We start from the raw sequence: 15,664 nt of genomic DNA on the forward strand, positions 1-15,664 counted from the left end.
CGCAAATCAGGGGCGCAAGCGTGGATCGAACCGAAACAGAGACGTCGTATCGTTCGACTGACATTCCCGAACCGGAATTCGATCCCGCGGACGCAAACGATCAGGCCACATCGTCGCTCACCGACGATGTGGCTTCCCTTTACTCGGATGGAAAGACGTATGCGCAGGCCGAACTAGCCTATCAGAAAACACGGGCGCGCTTCGTCAGCGATCGGGTAAAAGGGGCGGCCGTCTTCGCGGTCGGCGCGCTCGGCGCGATTCATCTTGCCCTGATCGCCTTTACCGTCGGCCTGGTGCTCGCTCTCGCGACGCTGGTGGGCTTCTGGATCGCGACCCTGCTTGTCGTCCTCCTGTATGTTGTCGGGGCAATCGTGCTCGTGCTGAAACTCAAGGCCAAGGTCGAAGATATTCGCGAAGCCATGGCGGAGAAATCCGATGGATGATCTTAAAGCACGCCTTATAGAAGATCGCTTTCTGCGCGATTCCGCCAAGGCTTTGATGCAGGCGGATCTCCAGCACGTGAAGGACGATCTTGCGCAGAAAAGCGTTGGCGAGCGGGCGACCGACCGCGTGAAGCACGGTGCGATGGATATCTACGAGGAGGCGATCGAGGTCGCCGGCGACAATAAGGGCGCGCTTACTGCCCTGATGGCCGCAGTGGTGATCTGGTTCGCCCGGAATCCGATACTCGGTCTGCTCGGTTTCGACGCCGATACAGATGAAGTGGACGAGCAGGACGACGACTTAGCGGAACACGAACCGTTCTACCGGCGTTTCTTTCACGAACGTCAATTCTGATTAAGGAGCCACCAAAATGGCTGATACCGCAACCAATCCCACTCCGAACACCAACGTTACCCCGATCAGCGCGGACAGTAAGCTGACCGACGAGGAAAAGCGTGCCGAACTGCGCCGCCGTATCGAGGAAGGCAATCGCCGTCACGAAGAGCGTACTTTTGCCGATCAGGCAAAGGATGCAGCCGATAGCGTAATCGAATTCGCGAAGAAGCATCCCGTCGCGACGATCGCTGGTGGTGTCGTCTTAGGTCTCGCAATCGGTGCCATGACGCGGCCCGGACGTCGTCTCGGACGCCGTGGTGGCGCCATGGCTGCGACTGCCGCCGATGCCGTTTCGGCCTATGCGCTTTCGCTGCTCGACGGCGCAGGCGATATCGCTCGCACGGCCGGCGACAAGCTGGAAGACTTCGGAGATTCCGCAAGCACGACCGCCCGCCGCGCACGCCGCGATGCAGGTTATCGACTCGACCTGATGAGCGATTCGCTCCGTTCGGGCGGACGCAAGGCCAACCGCAAGACCGCTCGCGCCGCGCGCGATCTTCGTCGCGGACTTGGCTATTAATTCGGTTTTCTGCTGATGTTGATGCGGCGCGGTGGGCTTGCCTGCCGCGCCGCTTCCATTATGGGCAACCCGTACTCCCTCCCCGGCAGATAAAGGTTTTCCGATGGAAGAAAAAGAAACCAAGCAGACCCTCTACCTCGTCATGGGCGGACGGGTGACCGACCCGCGTGCCGTGACCTTCGCGGATCCCGAAAGTATTCACGTCGCCGGTGTGTTCGATAGCTACGAAAACGCAGAGAATGCTTGGCGCGGCAATGCGCAGCGCACGGTGGACGATGCGGAGATGAAGTACGTCATCGTCCATCTGCACAAGCTTCTCGACCCCGAAGGCTGAACCTGCTGGCCTATTCGATCCGTCCCTTCCGCGAGAGCGACGCAACCGACCTCGTCGACGTCACGGAGGCGTCGATCGAGGGCGTCGGACGAGAATCGTATTCGGTCGAACAGGTCGATGCGTGGAAAGCGAGCCAACCCGCGGCCGAAGATTATCTCACCAAGGCCACCTTGGGGAGCGCCATTTTCGTGGCCGAGGATGGTGACGATCGCTGCGTCGCCTATGTGGTACTTGAGCGCGACGGGCATCTGGATAGACTATACACCCACCCCGATCATGCACGACACGGCCTGGCCGGTCAGCTGCTGGCAGTGGCGGAACAATACGCAAAGCCTCACCGTATCGAACGGTTGTTCACCGAAGCGAGCGACCTAGCACGGCCTGCCTTCGAGCAAGCGGGGTACAAAATGATCGCGCGCCGCAACATCGAAGTCGGCGGCGTCGCAATGCATAACTGGGCGATGGAAAAGCGGTTCTAACCCGCTTTTTGAAAAAGTCAGACGAACTCGATCTTGTCGACGAGGTAGAACTTGTCGCCCGAAGGCACGGTCACCTCGATCTCATCGTCCTTCTGCTTGCCGATAAGTGCTCGCGCGATAGGCGAATTGTAAGAGATGCGGCCCTTGGCGGCATCCGCTTCGGTCTGGCCGACGATCTGATATTTGATCGGCTTGTCGTCTTCGTCCAGCAAGGTCACCGTCGCTCCGAACACCACCTTGTCGCCCGACAACGTTGCCGGATCGATGATCTGGGCACGGCTGACCTTGTCTTCCAGATCGGCAATTTGTGCCTCGACCTGGCCCTGCCGTTCCTTCGCCGCATGATATTCGGCGTTCTCCGAAAGGTCTCCATGTGCGCGCGCTTCCTCGATCGCATCGACGATCTTCGGCCTCTCGGCGCGCAGAACCTTAAGATCGGCAGTCAGCTTCTCGTAGCCTTCGGCCAGCATCGGCACCTTATCCATGGGCCTCGTATCCTTTTAATCCGCATCCGGCAGGCAATTCGCTCTTTTCCCGCCGAATGCGGATGGGCAGAGCTGAGTTGTCCGGAAGGTAAATTCGTGTGACGTCTTACGCGCTATAATAGTCCTGAAGCGAGCGCACTTCAAGCCGGTCCGACGCCACCTCCGCAATCGCGCGCGCCGCGGCGAGCGAGGCAGCGGCGGTGGTGTAATACGGCACTTTCTTTTCGAGCGCGCTGGCCCGGATCGACTGAGAATCGAGCAGCGATTGCCACCCCTCTGTCGTATTAAAGATCAGCGCGATCTCACCGTCGATAATAGCGTCCACGATATGCGGGCGACCTTCTGCGACCTTATTGACGCGTTCGACTTCGAGCCCGCGCGACTTCAGGAACTCCTGCGTTCCACCGGTCGCCACGACGCGGAAGCCCTGGCCGAGGACTGTCTCGACTGCGGGAAGGATGACCTCTTTATCACTATCCTTCACCGATACGAAGACGGTGCCCTCGCGCGGCAAAACCATACCTGCGCCAAGCTGCGATTTGAGGAAAGCGGCGGGGAAATCTCGATCTATTCCCATGACTTCGCCGGTACTCTTCATTTCCGGTGATAGGATCGGATCGGCCCCGGGAAAGCGGGCGAAGGGGAATACGGCTTCCTTCACCGCCATGTGGCCGGGTTGGATGTCGAACGCCTTGAAGCTGTGCAACCCTTCGCCCGCCATGACCTTCGCGGCGATTTTAGCGATCGGCCGACCGATAGCCTTGGCGACGAATGGCACGGTGCGGCTGGCGCGCGGATTGACTTCGATCAGGTAGACCTCGCCGTCCTGCACCGCGAACTGCACGTTCATCAACCCGCGTACGTCGAGCGCCTTGGCCAGCGCTTCGGCCTGCCGCTCCATCTCGGCGACGATCTCGGCGGAGAGGCTGTAGGGCGGCAGGGTGCAGGCGCTGTCGCCCGAATGGACGCCGGCTTCCTCGATGTGCTGCATGACGCCGGCAATGCGGACCTCGAAGCCGTCGGCGATGACGTCGACGTCGCATTCCACCGCATCGCGTAAATACTGATCGACCAGCACCGGGCTGTCGCCGCTGACGTTCACGGCGGTGGCGATGTAGTCGTCGAGTTGGGCTTCGCTGTCCACGATCTCCATCGCCCGCCCGCCGAGGACGTAGCTCGGGCGCAGCAGCACCGGGTATCCGATGCGCGCCGCCACTGCCGCCGCCTCGTCGCGGCTCTTTGCGATACCGTTGAGCGGTTGTTTCAGCTTGAGCTTGTTCACCAGCTTGGCGAAACGCTCGCGATCTTCGGCAAGGTCGATCGCGTCCGGGCTCGTGCCGAGGATCGGAATGCCCTCCCGCTCCAGCGCGGCGGCGAGTTTCAGCGGGGTTTGCCCACCGAACTGCACGATCACGCCGACCACTTGCCCGCGCGACATCTCGACCCGCAGGATTTCCAGCACGTCCTCTTCGGTCAGAGGCTCGAAGTACAAGCGGTCTGACGTGTCGTAATCGGTGGAGACGGTTTCGGGGTTGCAGTTGACCATGATGGTTTCGAACCCGGCTTCGGACAGCGCGAAACAGGCGTGGACGCAGCAATAATCGAACTCGATGCCCTGCCCGATCCGGTTCGGCCCGCCGCCAAGGATGACGATTTTCTTCGCGTCGCTCGGCTCGGCCTCGTCCTCCGCCACGCCGAACGAAGGCGCCTCGTAGGTCGAGTACATATAGGGCGTAATTGCCTCGAACTCGGCGGCGCAGCTGTCGATGCGCTTGAACACCGGCTCGACACCAAGTTTTCGGCGGAGTGCGCGCACCTCTTCCTCGCTCGTCGCGCCGGCCATGGCGCGCAAGGCATCGTGAAGCAGACCGCTGCGCCGGGCCTGCGTTTCCGCGAGACCGCCCGCCACACCGACCGAGCGCACCGCCAGCGTCGCCAGGCGCTTGTCGGAAAAGCCCATCGCCTTCAGCCGCCGCATCTCCTCCGCCGTGTTCGGCAGGCCGTTGTGGCCGATCATCTTCTCTTCGTAGACGATCGCCTCGATCTGACGGAGAAACCACGGGTCGTAACCGGTAATCGCGCCGATCTCTTCGACGCTCATTTCTTCGCGGAATGCCTGGGCGACCTTGAGAATGCGGTCCGGCGTGCGCTGGCTGAGCGAAGCAGTGATCTTGTCGCGCGAGCAGCCTTCGAGTTCGACGACGCGATTGAACCCGTCCAGCCCGGTTTCCAGCCCACGTAGGGCCTTCTGCATGGACTCCGCGAAGCAGCGCCCGATCGCCATCACCTCACCGACCGACTTCATTGCGGTGGACAGTTCAGGCTTCGCACCCTTGAATTTCTCGAATGCAAAGCGCGGAATCTTGGTGACGACATAATCGATGGTCGGCTCGAACGCCGCCGGGGTCGCGCCGGTGATCTCGTTCTGGATCTCGTCGAGCGTATAGCCCACGGCCAGCTTGGCAGCGACGCGCGCAATGGGGAAGCCGGTGGCTTTGGATGCCAGCGCCGACGAGCGCGAAACGCGCGGGTTCATCTCGATGACGATCAGCCGGCCATCCTTCGGATTGACTGCGAACTGTACGTTGGAACCGCCTGTTTCCACACCGATTTCGCGCAGCACAGCGATGCTGGCGCTGCGCATGATCTGGTATTCTTTATCCGTCAAAGTCAGCGCCGGGGCGACGGTGATGCTATCGCCGGTGTGCACGCCCATCGGATCGACGTTTTCGATCGCGCAGATGATGATGCAATTGTCCTTGCGGTCGCGCACCACCTCCATCTCGTATTCCTTCCAGCCGAGGAGCGATTCCTCGATCAGGACTTCGGTTGTGGGCGAGGCGTCCAGCCCTTCGCGCACGATCCGCTCGAACTCGTTGCGGTTGTAGGCGATGCCGCCGCCCGTACCGCCAAGGGTGAAGCTGGGGCGAATGATGGCGGGCAGGCCGGTCCGCTCGAGCACGGCATAGGCCTCGTCCACCGTATTGGCGACGCCGCTGCGGGCGCTTTCGAGGCCGATCGCATCCATCGCCTCGCGGAAGCGCTGGCGGTTCTCCGCCTTGTCGATCGCATCGGCATCGGCGCCGATCATCTGCACACCGTATTTTTCCAGCGTGCCGTCGCCCGCCAGCGCCAGCGCGCAATTGAGCGCCGTCTGCCCGCCCATCGTGGGAAGGACGGCGTCGGGCCGCTCCTTCTCGATGATCTTGGCGACGATTTCGGGCGTGATCGGCTCGATATAGGTCGCGTCGGCCATTTCCGGATCGGTCATGATCGTGGCAGGGTTGGAATTGACGAGGACGACGCGGTAGCCCTCCTCCTTCAGCGCCTTGATCGCCTGAGTGCCAGAATAATCGAACTCGCAGGCCTGGCCGATGATGATCGGGCCAGCGCCGATGACGAGGATGGAGGAGATGTCAGTGCGTTTGGGCATTATCTGAGCCAATCCACTTTCAAAAGCTTTTGCGCGGCAGTCCAGCGTTTGAAACATTCGAGTTTCGCGTTGGAAAAGGAGGATGGTGCGACGTAAATTGGCAATCCTTCTGGACGCTCACCAACGGAAACAGCTTCGAATGCACAACGCTCGGCCGCTTCGATCAATATCTCTCGGTCGACCCGGTTAGGAAAAACTGCAAGTTGCAGGATTCGCCTTCCGTAAGTTCCATCAGAATGAGGTACTAAGGGAGGAGGAACGGGGTACGACGGTTGCGCCTCCTGCACAGCGGCGTTGGATCCGACGGCCATCGTGAATAGAATTGCTAATAAGCTGTTCACCCCAACATCCCCACAAACTTCTCGAACAAGTAGAAGCTGTCCTGCGGCCCCGGGCTAGCCTCCGGGTGATACTGCACCCCGAACGCCCGCTTGCCCCTGATCGAAATCCCGCAATTCGTACCGTCGAACAGCGAGACGTGTGTCTGCTCGACGCCCTCTGGCAAGGTTTCGCCGTCCACTGCGAAGCCGTGGTTCATCGAAGTGATCTCCACCAGCCCTTCGCTTTCACCCCAGCCCCCGCCGACGCGCTGAACCGGATGATTGGCGCCGCGGTGGCCCTGGAACATCTTGGCTGTCTTCGCCCCCGCCGCGAGGCCGAGCATCTGGTGGCCGAGACAGATGCCAAACAGCGGCACGTCGCGCTCCAGCAGGCCCTTGATGACCGGGACTGCGTATTCACCCGTCGCCGCGGGATCGCCCGGGCCGTTGGAGAGGAACACGCCGTCGGGCTTCAGCCGCATGATCTCGTCCAGCGAACTGCGCGCCGGGACGACCGTCACCCGCGCACCGGCGCGGGCGAGATTGCGGAAGATATTGTCCTTCGCACCGTAATCGATGGCGACGACGTGCGGCTTCTCGTTGCGATGCTCGCCATAGCCGTGGCCGAGCTGCCAGTGACCGCCGCGCCAGTCTTCCAGCACGCCGCGCGTGACCTGCGGCACAAGATCGAGCCCTTCCAACCCGCTCCACTTCGCAGCCTGCCGGGCAAGATCGTCGAGATCGAACGCGCCGCGCGGGCTATGCGCGATCACCGCGTTGGGCGCCCCGCCCTTGCGGATCATCCGAGTGAGCGCACGGGTATCGACGCCCGACAGGCCGATCTTGCCGTTGGCGGCGCACCAGTCGACGAATTCCTGCTGCGCGCGGAAATTGGAATGCGGGGTCACCTCCTGCCGCACGATGCAACCCACCGCGCCGAGGCCGCGGCTTTCGTGGTCTTCCTCGTTCGCGCCGACATTACCGATATGAGGAAAGGTGAAGGTAACGATCTGGCTGTCGTAGCTGGGGTCGGTCAGCACTTCCTGATAGCCGGTCATCGCGGTGTTGAAGCACACCTCGCCCACCGCGCTGCCGACCTTGCCGAAGCCCCTGCCCCAGACCACGCTGCCATCGGCGAAGACGAGGACGCCGGTCGCATCGGAAGGTTGCGCGTGCGAAGATGCGGACAGGGCCATGGGGGCGCTCCGTTGGAGAGGGGTTACCGGCAATGTTTGCTAAGACCCAGCCGCTAGAGACGTGTGCGATTCCCGTCAACCGGAACGCTTGGCTTTGTGCTCGGTGCGCTTATGTGAGCGTCGAAATCGTCCACACCTATTATCGAAGAGGCCCGATGCTGAGGGATACCATCAAGTCCGAAACCGTCACCGCCATGAAAGCAGGCGACAAGGAGCGCACCGCCGCGCTCCGACTGATCGGCGCGAAGATCAAGGATCGCGACATCGAATTGCGCACGGCAGATACGAAGCCCGACGACGAGGCAATGGTGCAGGACGTACTCCTGAAAATGGCCAAGCAGCGCCGCGAATCAATCGAGATGTACGAGGATGGCGGTCGGCAGGAACTGGCCGACAAGGAAAAGGCCGAACTCGCGGTGATCGAGGAATTTCTTCCCAAGCAGATGAGCGAGGACGAGACCCGCGCGGCGATCGCGCAGATCAAGACTGACCTCGGCGCCGATGGGATGAAGGACATGGGCCGCGTGATGGCCGAGCTGAAAAGCCGCCACGGTGCCACGCTCGACATGAGCAAGACGAGCGGGCTGGTGAAAGAATCGCTGTCGTGAAGCCTGTCGCTCTCCTCTTTGCGCTAGTCTTTTTCGTCGCAGCCTGCGGCGGTTCGGAGCCCGAGCCAGCGCCCACGCCGACCCCAACTGTCGCCCAACCGCGCACTCTCGTCGCCGCCGATCTCGACCTGTCGACGCTGGGCGCGAAGATCGTCGGGCCGGAAGGGTCGGAGGTCGAGACTTTGCTGGCCGATGCCGGCGGGCAGATCGGCACGATGACAAGCTACGTCGCCTGCCCCGAAGGCACGAGCGAGTGCAATCCCGCCACGCTGCCCGATGGCACGCTTTACACCTACGTCCACAGGATCACCCTGACCGAACAACCCGATGCCCAGCCTACGAGCGGGCCGGCGGCCATCGAAGCACCGCCCACTCTGTTTCGGACAACCGAGCCGGTCAGCGGGTTCGACGGCGCGATCGGCTATCGGCGCGCCGAAGCCGAAGCCGCGCTGGGCGCATCCGATGCGATTTCGGTCAGCGTGGAAGCCGGACGGCTGACTTGGCGGGTGACCCAAGGGACGTGGAAACCCGACTCGACGATCACCTTCTGGTGGCGCTCCACCGTTCCGCCGCAAAGTCCGGCCGAGAATTACCTGTTCGAGATCGACGGCAATCAGGTCGGCGCGACCGGACCCTTCCCGCCGCTCGAAAAAGCGGGGGCGGCGCGGTCCGCAAGCTAGCCGTGGCGATGCCCTCGCGGTAAGGCGGCGACATGGCTCTCACCCCGCAATGGCTCGACGAACTGCGGATGCGTACGACGCTTTCCGCGGTCGTCGGGCGCAGCGTGCGGCTGACCAAGGCGGGGCGCGAGTTCAAGGCGTGCTGCCCCTTCCATCAGGAGAACACGCCGAGCTTCTACGTCAACGACGAAAAAGGCTTCTACCACTGCTTCGGCTGCGAAGCGCATGGCGACGCGATTCGCTGGCTGACGGACCAGCGCGGAATGCCGTTCATGGATGCCGTGAAAGAGCTTGCGGCGGAAGCCGGAATGGAGGTTCCCGCCCCCGACCCCCAAGCCGCCCGCCGCGCCGAGAAACGCGCGAGCCTGCACGATGTGACGGCGGCGGCGCAGGATTGGTTCATGGAAAAGCTCCGGAGTAGGGATGGCGCGCGGGCACGCGAGTACTTGGCGGGGCGCGGTTTTTCCGATGCGACGATGCGCGAATTCGGCTTCGGCTACGCGCCGGACAGCAAGCAGGCGATGCAGCGCGATCTTTCGCGCTTCGACGAAGCGATGCTGGTCGAAAGTGGCATGCGGATCGAGACGGACGACGGCACGCACTACGATCGTTTTCGCGACCGGTTGATGCTTCCGATCCACGACCAGCGCGGCCGAGTGATCGCCTTCGGGGGCCGTATCTTGGCGGACCGGCAGGGCGTGGCGAAGTATCTCAATTCGCCCGACACGCCGCTGTTCGACAAGGGTCGCACGCTCTACAATCTGCACCGCGCCGCCCCGGCGGCAAGAGCGGCGAACAGGCTTATCGTGGTCGAAGGCTATATGGACGCGGTCGCCCTCGCCGATGCCGGTATCCGCGAAGTGGTCGCCCCGCTCGGCACCGCGCTGACGGAAGCGCAGATCGAGCTCTTGTGGCGGCAGGTAGAGCGCCCGATCCTGTGTTTCGACGGCGACAATGCCGGCCAGCGCGCCGCGATGCGGGCGATTTCCCGTGCCCTCCCCCTCCTTCGCCCATCGCATTCGCTTGCCATCGTCCGCCTGCCCGCCGGCCTCGATCCCGACGATCTCGTGAAGCAGAAAGGCGTCGGCGCGCTGGAGGCATTGCTGGAAAAGCCCGACAGCTTGCTCAATGCCTTGTGGACGTTCGAGAAGAACAGAGCGCCTCTTGATTCGCCCGAAGCGAAGGCGGGGCTGAAAGCGCGGTTGCTCGAGCATATCGAGGCAGTGCAGCACCCCGATATTCGCTCGCTCTACAAGCGCGAATTGCTGGAGCGATTCTCTTCCTTCGCCTTCCCGCCCCGCCCCCCACGCGATTTCTCGAAGCCAGGAAAGCCGCCGTTCGGCCGGTTCGAGGCGAAGTCCCGGTCCGTCGATCCCAGAACGCGCGACCGCATCAAAGCGGCCATGGCTGGCGGTGCACGAGACGCTCTGCTTGCCGGAGTGATCGCAGGGTTTCTCCGCTTTCCCGAGCAGATCGCCGCGCATGAATCAGCCCTCTCGGCATTCGCGGCGAGAGACCCCAAGGCGGGTCCTGCAATAGATTCTCTCTTGATCGCCGCCGAAACGCTTGATTTGCAGGGGCATTTGCCCATATCGCCAAATGAAGGCCTGCCTGCCCTGCCGGAAACATCGTTTTTCGCCTTCCTCGATGAAGGCACCGACCCGGACGAAGCGCGCGAGGAACTGGCCGAAGCCGTATCGCTGCTGGTCGAAAGGCCGGCACTCGAGGCCGCGCTCGCCCAAGCGACAGCGCGGTTCGAGACCGATCCGGAGGGAGCGTTTGCAGAACAGCAGCGTTTACTCCGGAAGAAGCTCGAATTCGAAACGCGACTCGGCCAGATGGCAAGCCGCAGGGCCGCAACGAAGGCCAGACAGAACAGCGCCGCGCAGGGGATTGGGCCTGCGGACGGCATGAACATGGATTGATTGGGTTTATGGCGACGAAAACCAAGCCGAGCGAAAAGGACGATGCACCGCTCATCGACCTCAACGAGGCATCGATCAAGAAACTGATCACGAAGGCGAAGAAGAAGGGCTACGTCACCTATGACGAGCTCAACGAAGCGCTGCCGCAAGGCGAGATGAGTTCGGACCAGATCGAGGATATCCAGTCCGCTCTATCCGAAATGGGTGTCCAGATCGTCGAGACCGACGAGGATGCGGAGCCCGAGGAAGAAGTCGAGGAAATCGCGCCTGCTGCCGATGCGGCCGAGAAGAAGGATGCGAAGAAGCCCGTCGCGGCAACTAAGAAGCTCGCGGCCGGCGAGCGGACGGACGATCCCGTTCGCATGTATCTGCGCGAAATGGGCGCGGTCGAACTGCTCAGCCGCGAAGGCGAAATCGCCATCGCCAAGCGGATCGAGGCTGGCCGCGATATGATGATCATTGGTTTGTGCCAAAGCCCGATCACGTTCCACGCGATTATTCACTGGTCGGAAGCGCTGAACTCCGAAGAGATGCAGCTGCGCGAGATCCTTGATCTCGATGCGATGCTGTCCAAGGAGCCGCCCGCCGATAAAATGACGGACGACGCGGAAGACGATGACGACGACGGCGAGATTTCGGAAGAAACAGCCGGTCCTTCAATTCGCGACGACGAGGACGACAGCGAGGAAACTTCGGAGGACGAAGACGACGAAGAAGGCTCCTCAAAGAGCAGTGACGATGATGAGGACGAGGACAACACCATGTCCCTCGCCCAGATGGAAGCCGCGCTGAAGCCCGACGCCATCGAACGCTTCGCCCGGATCACTGATCTGTTCGGCAAGTTCGAAAAGTTGCAGGCCGAGCGTGTCGATATCATGGGCCGCGGTGATGCCTTCCCGGCCGCCAAGGAAAAGAAGTACGAGGCGCTAAGCGAACAGCTTACCGCCGAAGTGGAGAGCGTGCAGTTCCATGCGACCAAGATCGAATTTCTGGTCGACAACCTCTACGCCTTCAATCGCCGGCTGACCGCACTCGGTGGCCAGATGCTGCGCCTCGCCGAGCGGCACAAGGTGAAGCGGATCGACTTCCTCGATGCCTATATCGGTAACGAGCTCGACGATAACTGGATGGGCGACCGTCCGAAAAAGGACAAGAAGTGGGCTGCCTTCGCCGAGAAGGAAGCCGACGCGATCGATCGTATCCGTACCGAGATTTCGGATATCGCCAGCCAGACCGGTATGGCGCTGCCCGAATTCCGCCGGATCGTGAACATGGTGCAGAAGGGTGAGCGCGAGGCGCGTATCGCCAAGAAGGAAATGGTCGAGGCGAACCTGCGGCTCGTCATTTCCATCGCTAAAAAGTACACCAATCGCGGTCTGCAATTCCTCGACCTCATTCAAGAAGGTAATATCGGCCTGATGAAGGCGGTCGATAAGTTCGAATACCGCCGCGGTTACAAGTTCAGCACCTACGCAACCTGGTGGATCCGGCAAGCGATCACCCGTTCGATCGCGGACCAGGCGCGCACGATCCGTATCCCGGTCCACATGATCGAGACGATCAACAAGTTGGTGCGCTGCAGCCGCCAGTTCCTGCACGATCAGGGCCGAGAGCCGACACCCGAAGAGATGGCGGAAAAGCTTTCAATGCCACTCGAGAAAGTGCGCAAGGTGATGAAGATCGCCAAGGAACCGATCAGCCTCGAAACGCCGATCGGCGACGAGGAAGACAGCCACCTCGGCGACTTCATCGAGGACAAGAACGCGATCATTCCGGTGGATGCCGCAATTCAGGCGAACCTCAAGGAAACGGTCACCCGCGTTCTTGCCAGCCTCACGCCGCGCGAAGAGCGCGTGCTGCGGATGCGGTTCGGCATCGGCATGAACACCGATCATACGCTCGAGGAAGTCGGCCAGCAATTCAGTGTGACCCGCGAACGTATCCGTCAGATTGAGGCCAAGGCACTACGCAAGCTTAAGCACCCCAGCCGCAGTCGGAAGATGCGCAGCTTTCTCGATCAGTAGAGGGGCTGCGACGTTTAGACTTCGCAAGTGCGAAAACAAGCGGCCTCTGGATAAGGTCTGCGGTTAGATTGTCGCAGCCAACAATGCTAATTCCCACTCCTATGCTGTTGTCCTCGCCTCTCAATTTGAGATTAAACGGCGTACATCCATAACTATTCGTCGAAGATGTTCCTTGAGATTTATGCAACATTTAATGATTTTGTTGCAAGGAACGCAATCGCTTTAATCGATTTCTGTAATCGGGACGGTTATAGAAAGGTTTAAAGTATGGACGCAGTAACACTCCCCCTTCTGATTGGGTTCGCAATCATGTCACTAGGGTCGCTCGCAATCTACGCGCATGGCGACAAACGTAACGAATTTTTACATCACACGCAGTTCCATTCGGTAGTACCATTTATAGCCGCCACCGCCTATCTCGCGATGACCTTGGGTATCGGTCGTCTCGAAATGGGCGATGGCGAGACGCTGTTCCTCGCCCGATACTTCGATTGGGTAATCACTACTCCGATATTGTTGACCGGTTTGATCGTCGCGGGTCTGCATGAGCATCCGCGGCACTCGACCCACATCCTTCCAGCGATCGTGCTCGATGCCTTGATGATTGTAACGGGGCTTCTGGCTGCCATTTCGACGAACGAGGCGGAGAAGTGGATCTGGTTCGGATGGTCGTGCGTCGCCTTCCTAGGCGTGATCTACCTGCTGCTTGGTCCGGTGATGAAAGCGACGAAAGAGCTCGGCGGGAAGATGGCGGATGTCTACAAGGCCAATCTGACATTCCTGCTCGTGGTCTGGCTGATCTACCCGGTCGAATGGTTCCTCGGTCCCCAGGGCATCGGTGCGTTCAACACGGCGGGTGATGCCTGGGCGATCCTCGTCCTCGATGTAACTGCTAAGGTCATTTATGGCTTCGTCGCAACAGCACGGTTCAAGAAGCTTTCGCTTGCCGATGCCGAACGTCGGGAATTGCCCAAGGCCTAGTTTACATTCCTGTCCAAACACGATGACGGCCCGCTGGCAATCGGCGGGCCGTTTCACTATGTGCGCCCCATGCGTATCGCCATAGCTTCCGACCATGCCGCGCTGACCCTGAAGGCCGAACTGCGCGAGTGGCTGATCGAACAGGGGCACGAAGTTGCCGATCTCGGTCCCGACAGCGGCGATAGCGTCGATTATCCCGATTTTGGATATAAACTCGCCGGCGTCGTCGCCGATGGAACGGCGGAGCGGGGCATCGCTCTGTGCGGCAGCGGGATCGGTATTTCGATGAGCGTTAACCGCAATCCGGCGGTGCGCTGTGCCCTCGTGTCCGAACCGCTCTCCGCCGCCCTCGCCCGCGAACACAACGATGCGAATTGCATCGCGATGGGTGCCCGTCTCACAGGAGCCGATATGGCCAAGGCTTGCGTCTCCGCATTTCTCGAAACCGAATTCGCCGGCGGCCGGCACCAGCGCCGCGTCGACAAACTCTCCAACCCGGAGCTTTAAGATCATGGCTACCCAGGCAGCACAAGAGACCCAGCGCGACCCGATGGACCGGTTTTGGCACGATACGCTGGAGCAGGCGGACCCGCAGATTCACGCCGCCATCCGCAACGAACTCGCCCGCCAGCAAGACAAGATTGAGCTGATTGCGAGCGAAAACATCGCTTCGTCCGCCGTCTTGGAAGCCTGCGGATCGGTCTTCACCAATAAATATGCCGAGGGCTATCCGGGAAAGCGCTATTACGGCGGGTGCGATTATGCCGACGTGGTCGAGACGCTGGCAATAGAGCGCGCGAAGGAATTGTTCGGCTGCAATTTCGCCAATGTGCAGCCCAATAGCGGCAGCCAGATGAACCAGGCGGTGTTCCTCGCGCTGCTTCAGCCTGGCGACACGTTCATGGGGCTGGACCTCAATTCGGGCGGGCACCTGACTCACGGCAGTCCCGTCAATATGAGCGGCAAGTGGTTTAATCCGGTCAGCTACGGCGTGCGCCGCGAGGACGAGCTGATCGACATGGACGCCGTCATGGCGACCGCGAAAGAGTACAAGCCCAAACTCATCATCGCCGGAGGAACGGCCTATTCGCGCACTTGGGACTGGGAAGCGTTCCGCCGCGTCGCAGACGAAGTCGGCGCGATCCTGCTGGTCGATATGAGCCACATTTCAGGCCTCGTTGCGGGCGGTGCGCACCCCTCGCCCTTCCCGCACGCCGACATCGTCACCACGACGACTCACAAGAGCCTGCGCGGTCCGCGCTCGGGCATCATCCTGTGGAACGACGAGAAATACTCGAAGCCGATCAACATGGCGGTCTTCCCCGGCATGCAGGGCGGCCCGCTCATGCATATCGTCGCCGCCAAGGCGGTGGCGTTCGGTGAAGCGTTGCGCCCCGATTTCAAGGGCTACGCGCACCGCGTAGTCGAGAATGCGCGCGCACTCGCCAAGGGCATCGAGGCGAACGGATTGCGCATCGTATCCGGCGGGACGGACAACCATTCGATGCTGGTCGACCTTACTGCGAAAGACGTGACCGGCAAGGCCGCCGAAGCCGGGCTCGACCGGGCATGGCTCACCTGCAACAAGAACGGCATCCCCTACGATACGCGCAGCCCCTTCGTGACCAGTGGCATTCGCCTCGGCACGCCGGCGGGTACAACGCGCGGTTTCGGTCCGGCGGAATTCGAGACGATTGGCGCGCTGATCTGCGAAGTTGTCGATGGCCTTTCGCGCGAAGGCGCAGATGGCGATGCGTCCGTTGAAGAGAACGTGCGCGCCCGCGTCGGAGAATTGTGTGCGAAATTCCCGGTTTATCCGGGGCGCTGAGGAGAGCAGAC

Annotated in this window: 16 protein-coding genes; 12 read left to right on the plus strand and 4 right to left on the minus strand. The window is 61.3% G+C overall.

Translation table 11 applies throughout. The annotated features are described in order from the left end of the window. Nucleotides 1-20 precede the first annotated feature (20 nt). The 5 genes from E3U23_RS10360 to E3U23_RS10380 all read left to right on the plus strand — a co-directional run bounded on the left by E3U23_RS10360 (nt 21) and on the right by E3U23_RS10380 (nt 2,173). Nucleotides 21-443, plus strand: a complete 423-nt coding sequence (locus E3U23_RS10360; protein WP_279351190.1) for a phage holin family protein — start codon at nt 21-23, stop codon at nt 441-443. Continuing rightward, nucleotides 436-798: a hypothetical protein gene (locus E3U23_RS10365; protein ID WP_279351191.1), complete on the plus strand. Its 363-nt coding sequence runs from the start codon at nt 436-438 to the stop codon at nt 796-798. The genes E3U23_RS10360 and E3U23_RS10365 overlap by 8 nt, the downstream gene beginning before the upstream one ends. Before the next feature lie 16 nt (nt 799-814). Next, nucleotides 815-1,360 carry a hypothetical protein gene (locus E3U23_RS10370; protein ID WP_279351192.1) on the plus strand — a complete coding sequence of 182 codons (546 nt, stop codon included), beginning with the start codon at nt 815-817 and terminating at the stop codon, nt 1,358-1,360. 103 nt (nt 1,361-1,463) lie between these two features. After that, nucleotides 1,464-1,694 (plus strand): DUF4170 domain-containing protein, encoded by a 231-nt coding sequence (locus tag E3U23_RS10375; RefSeq protein WP_279351193.1) that lies wholly within the window; start codon nt 1,464-1,466, stop codon nt 1,692-1,694. After that, a complete protein-coding gene (locus E3U23_RS10380; RefSeq protein ID WP_279351195.1) occupies nt 1,604-2,173 on the plus strand; it encodes a GNAT family N-acetyltransferase in 570 nt (189 codons plus the stop codon). The genes E3U23_RS10375 and E3U23_RS10380 overlap by 91 nt, the downstream gene beginning before the upstream one ends. A gap of 17 nt (nt 2,174-2,190) precedes the next feature. Here the strand turns inward: E3U23_RS10380 and greA are convergent, their stop codons facing one another. The 4 genes from greA to carA all read right to left on the minus strand — a co-directional run bounded on the left by greA (nt 2,191) and on the right by carA (nt 7,607). Next, a complete protein-coding gene (greA, locus tag E3U23_RS10385; RefSeq protein WP_279351196.1) occupies nt 2,191-2,658 on the minus strand; it encodes a transcription elongation factor GreA in 468 nt (155 codons plus the stop codon). 106 nt (nt 2,659-2,764) lie between these two features. Further along, nucleotides 2,765-6,091 carry a carbamoyl-phosphate synthase large subunit gene (gene carB, locus E3U23_RS10390; protein ID WP_279351197.1) on the minus strand — a complete coding sequence of 1,109 codons (3,327 nt, stop codon included), beginning with the start codon at nt 6,089-6,091 and terminating at the stop codon, nt 2,765-2,767. Continuing rightward, nucleotides 6,091-6,258: a hypothetical protein gene (locus E3U23_RS10395; protein WP_279351198.1), complete on the minus strand. Its 168-nt coding sequence runs from the start codon at nt 6,256-6,258 to the stop codon at nt 6,091-6,093. Before E3U23_RS10395 ends, carB begins: the two co-directional genes overlap by 1 nt. 170 nt (nt 6,259-6,428) lie before the next feature. Continuing rightward, on the minus strand, nt 6,429-7,607 hold the full coding sequence (gene carA, locus E3U23_RS10400) for a glutamine-hydrolyzing carbamoyl-phosphate synthase small subunit (RefSeq protein WP_279351199.1): 1,179 nt from the start codon (nt 7,605-7,607) through the stop codon (nt 6,429-6,431). A gap of 155 nt (nt 7,608-7,762) precedes the next feature. Here carA and E3U23_RS10405 point away from each other — a divergent pair, with 155 nt between their 5' ends. The 7 genes from E3U23_RS10405 to glyA all read left to right on the plus strand — a co-directional run bounded on the left by E3U23_RS10405 (nt 7,763) and on the right by glyA (nt 15,653). Continuing rightward, a complete protein-coding gene (locus E3U23_RS10405; RefSeq protein ID WP_279351200.1) occupies nt 7,763-8,215 on the plus strand; it encodes a GatB/YqeY domain-containing protein in 453 nt (150 codons plus the stop codon). Next, complete coding sequence (locus tag E3U23_RS10410) at nt 8,212-8,895, plus strand: hypothetical protein (protein WP_279351201.1); 684 nt, start codon at nt 8,212-8,214, stop codon at nt 8,893-8,895. The genes E3U23_RS10405 and E3U23_RS10410 overlap by 4 nt, the downstream gene beginning before the upstream one ends. A gap of 32 nt (nt 8,896-8,927) precedes the next feature. Continuing rightward, on the plus strand, nt 8,928-10,820 hold the full coding sequence (gene dnaG / locus E3U23_RS10415; protein WP_279351202.1) for a DNA primase: 1,893 nt from the start codon (nt 8,928-8,930) through the stop codon (nt 10,818-10,820). 8 nt (nt 10,821-10,828) lie between these two features. Continuing rightward, the gene (gene rpoD, locus E3U23_RS10420) at nt 10,829-12,844 is read left to right on the plus strand and encodes an RNA polymerase sigma factor RpoD (RefSeq protein ID WP_279351203.1); all 2,016 of its coding nucleotides are present in this window, start codon (nt 10,829-10,831) and stop codon (nt 12,842-12,844) included. Between the two features lie 267 nt (nt 12,845-13,111). Continuing rightward, nucleotides 13,112-13,825, plus strand: coding sequence for a bacteriorhodopsin (locus tag E3U23_RS10425; protein WP_279351204.1), 714 nt, complete (start codon nt 13,112-13,114; stop codon nt 13,823-13,825). A gap of 69 nt (nt 13,826-13,894) precedes the next feature. Then, complete coding sequence (gene rpiB / locus E3U23_RS10430; RefSeq protein ID WP_279351205.1) at nt 13,895-14,332, plus strand: ribose 5-phosphate isomerase B; 438 nt, start codon at nt 13,895-13,897, stop codon at nt 14,330-14,332. Nucleotides 14,333-14,336: 4 nt separating this feature from the next. Further along, nucleotides 14,337-15,653: a serine hydroxymethyltransferase gene (gene glyA, locus E3U23_RS10435; RefSeq protein WP_279351206.1), complete on the plus strand. Its 1,317-nt coding sequence runs from the start codon at nt 14,337-14,339 to the stop codon at nt 15,651-15,653. The last annotated feature ends 11 nt before the right edge of the window (nt 15,654-15,664 follow it).

This window comes from Erythrobacter litoralis (assembly GCF_029760855.1).
In the GTDB taxonomy this organism is placed as follows: Bacteria; Pseudomonadota; Alphaproteobacteria; order Sphingomonadales; family Sphingomonadaceae; genus Qipengyuania; species Qipengyuania litoralis_A.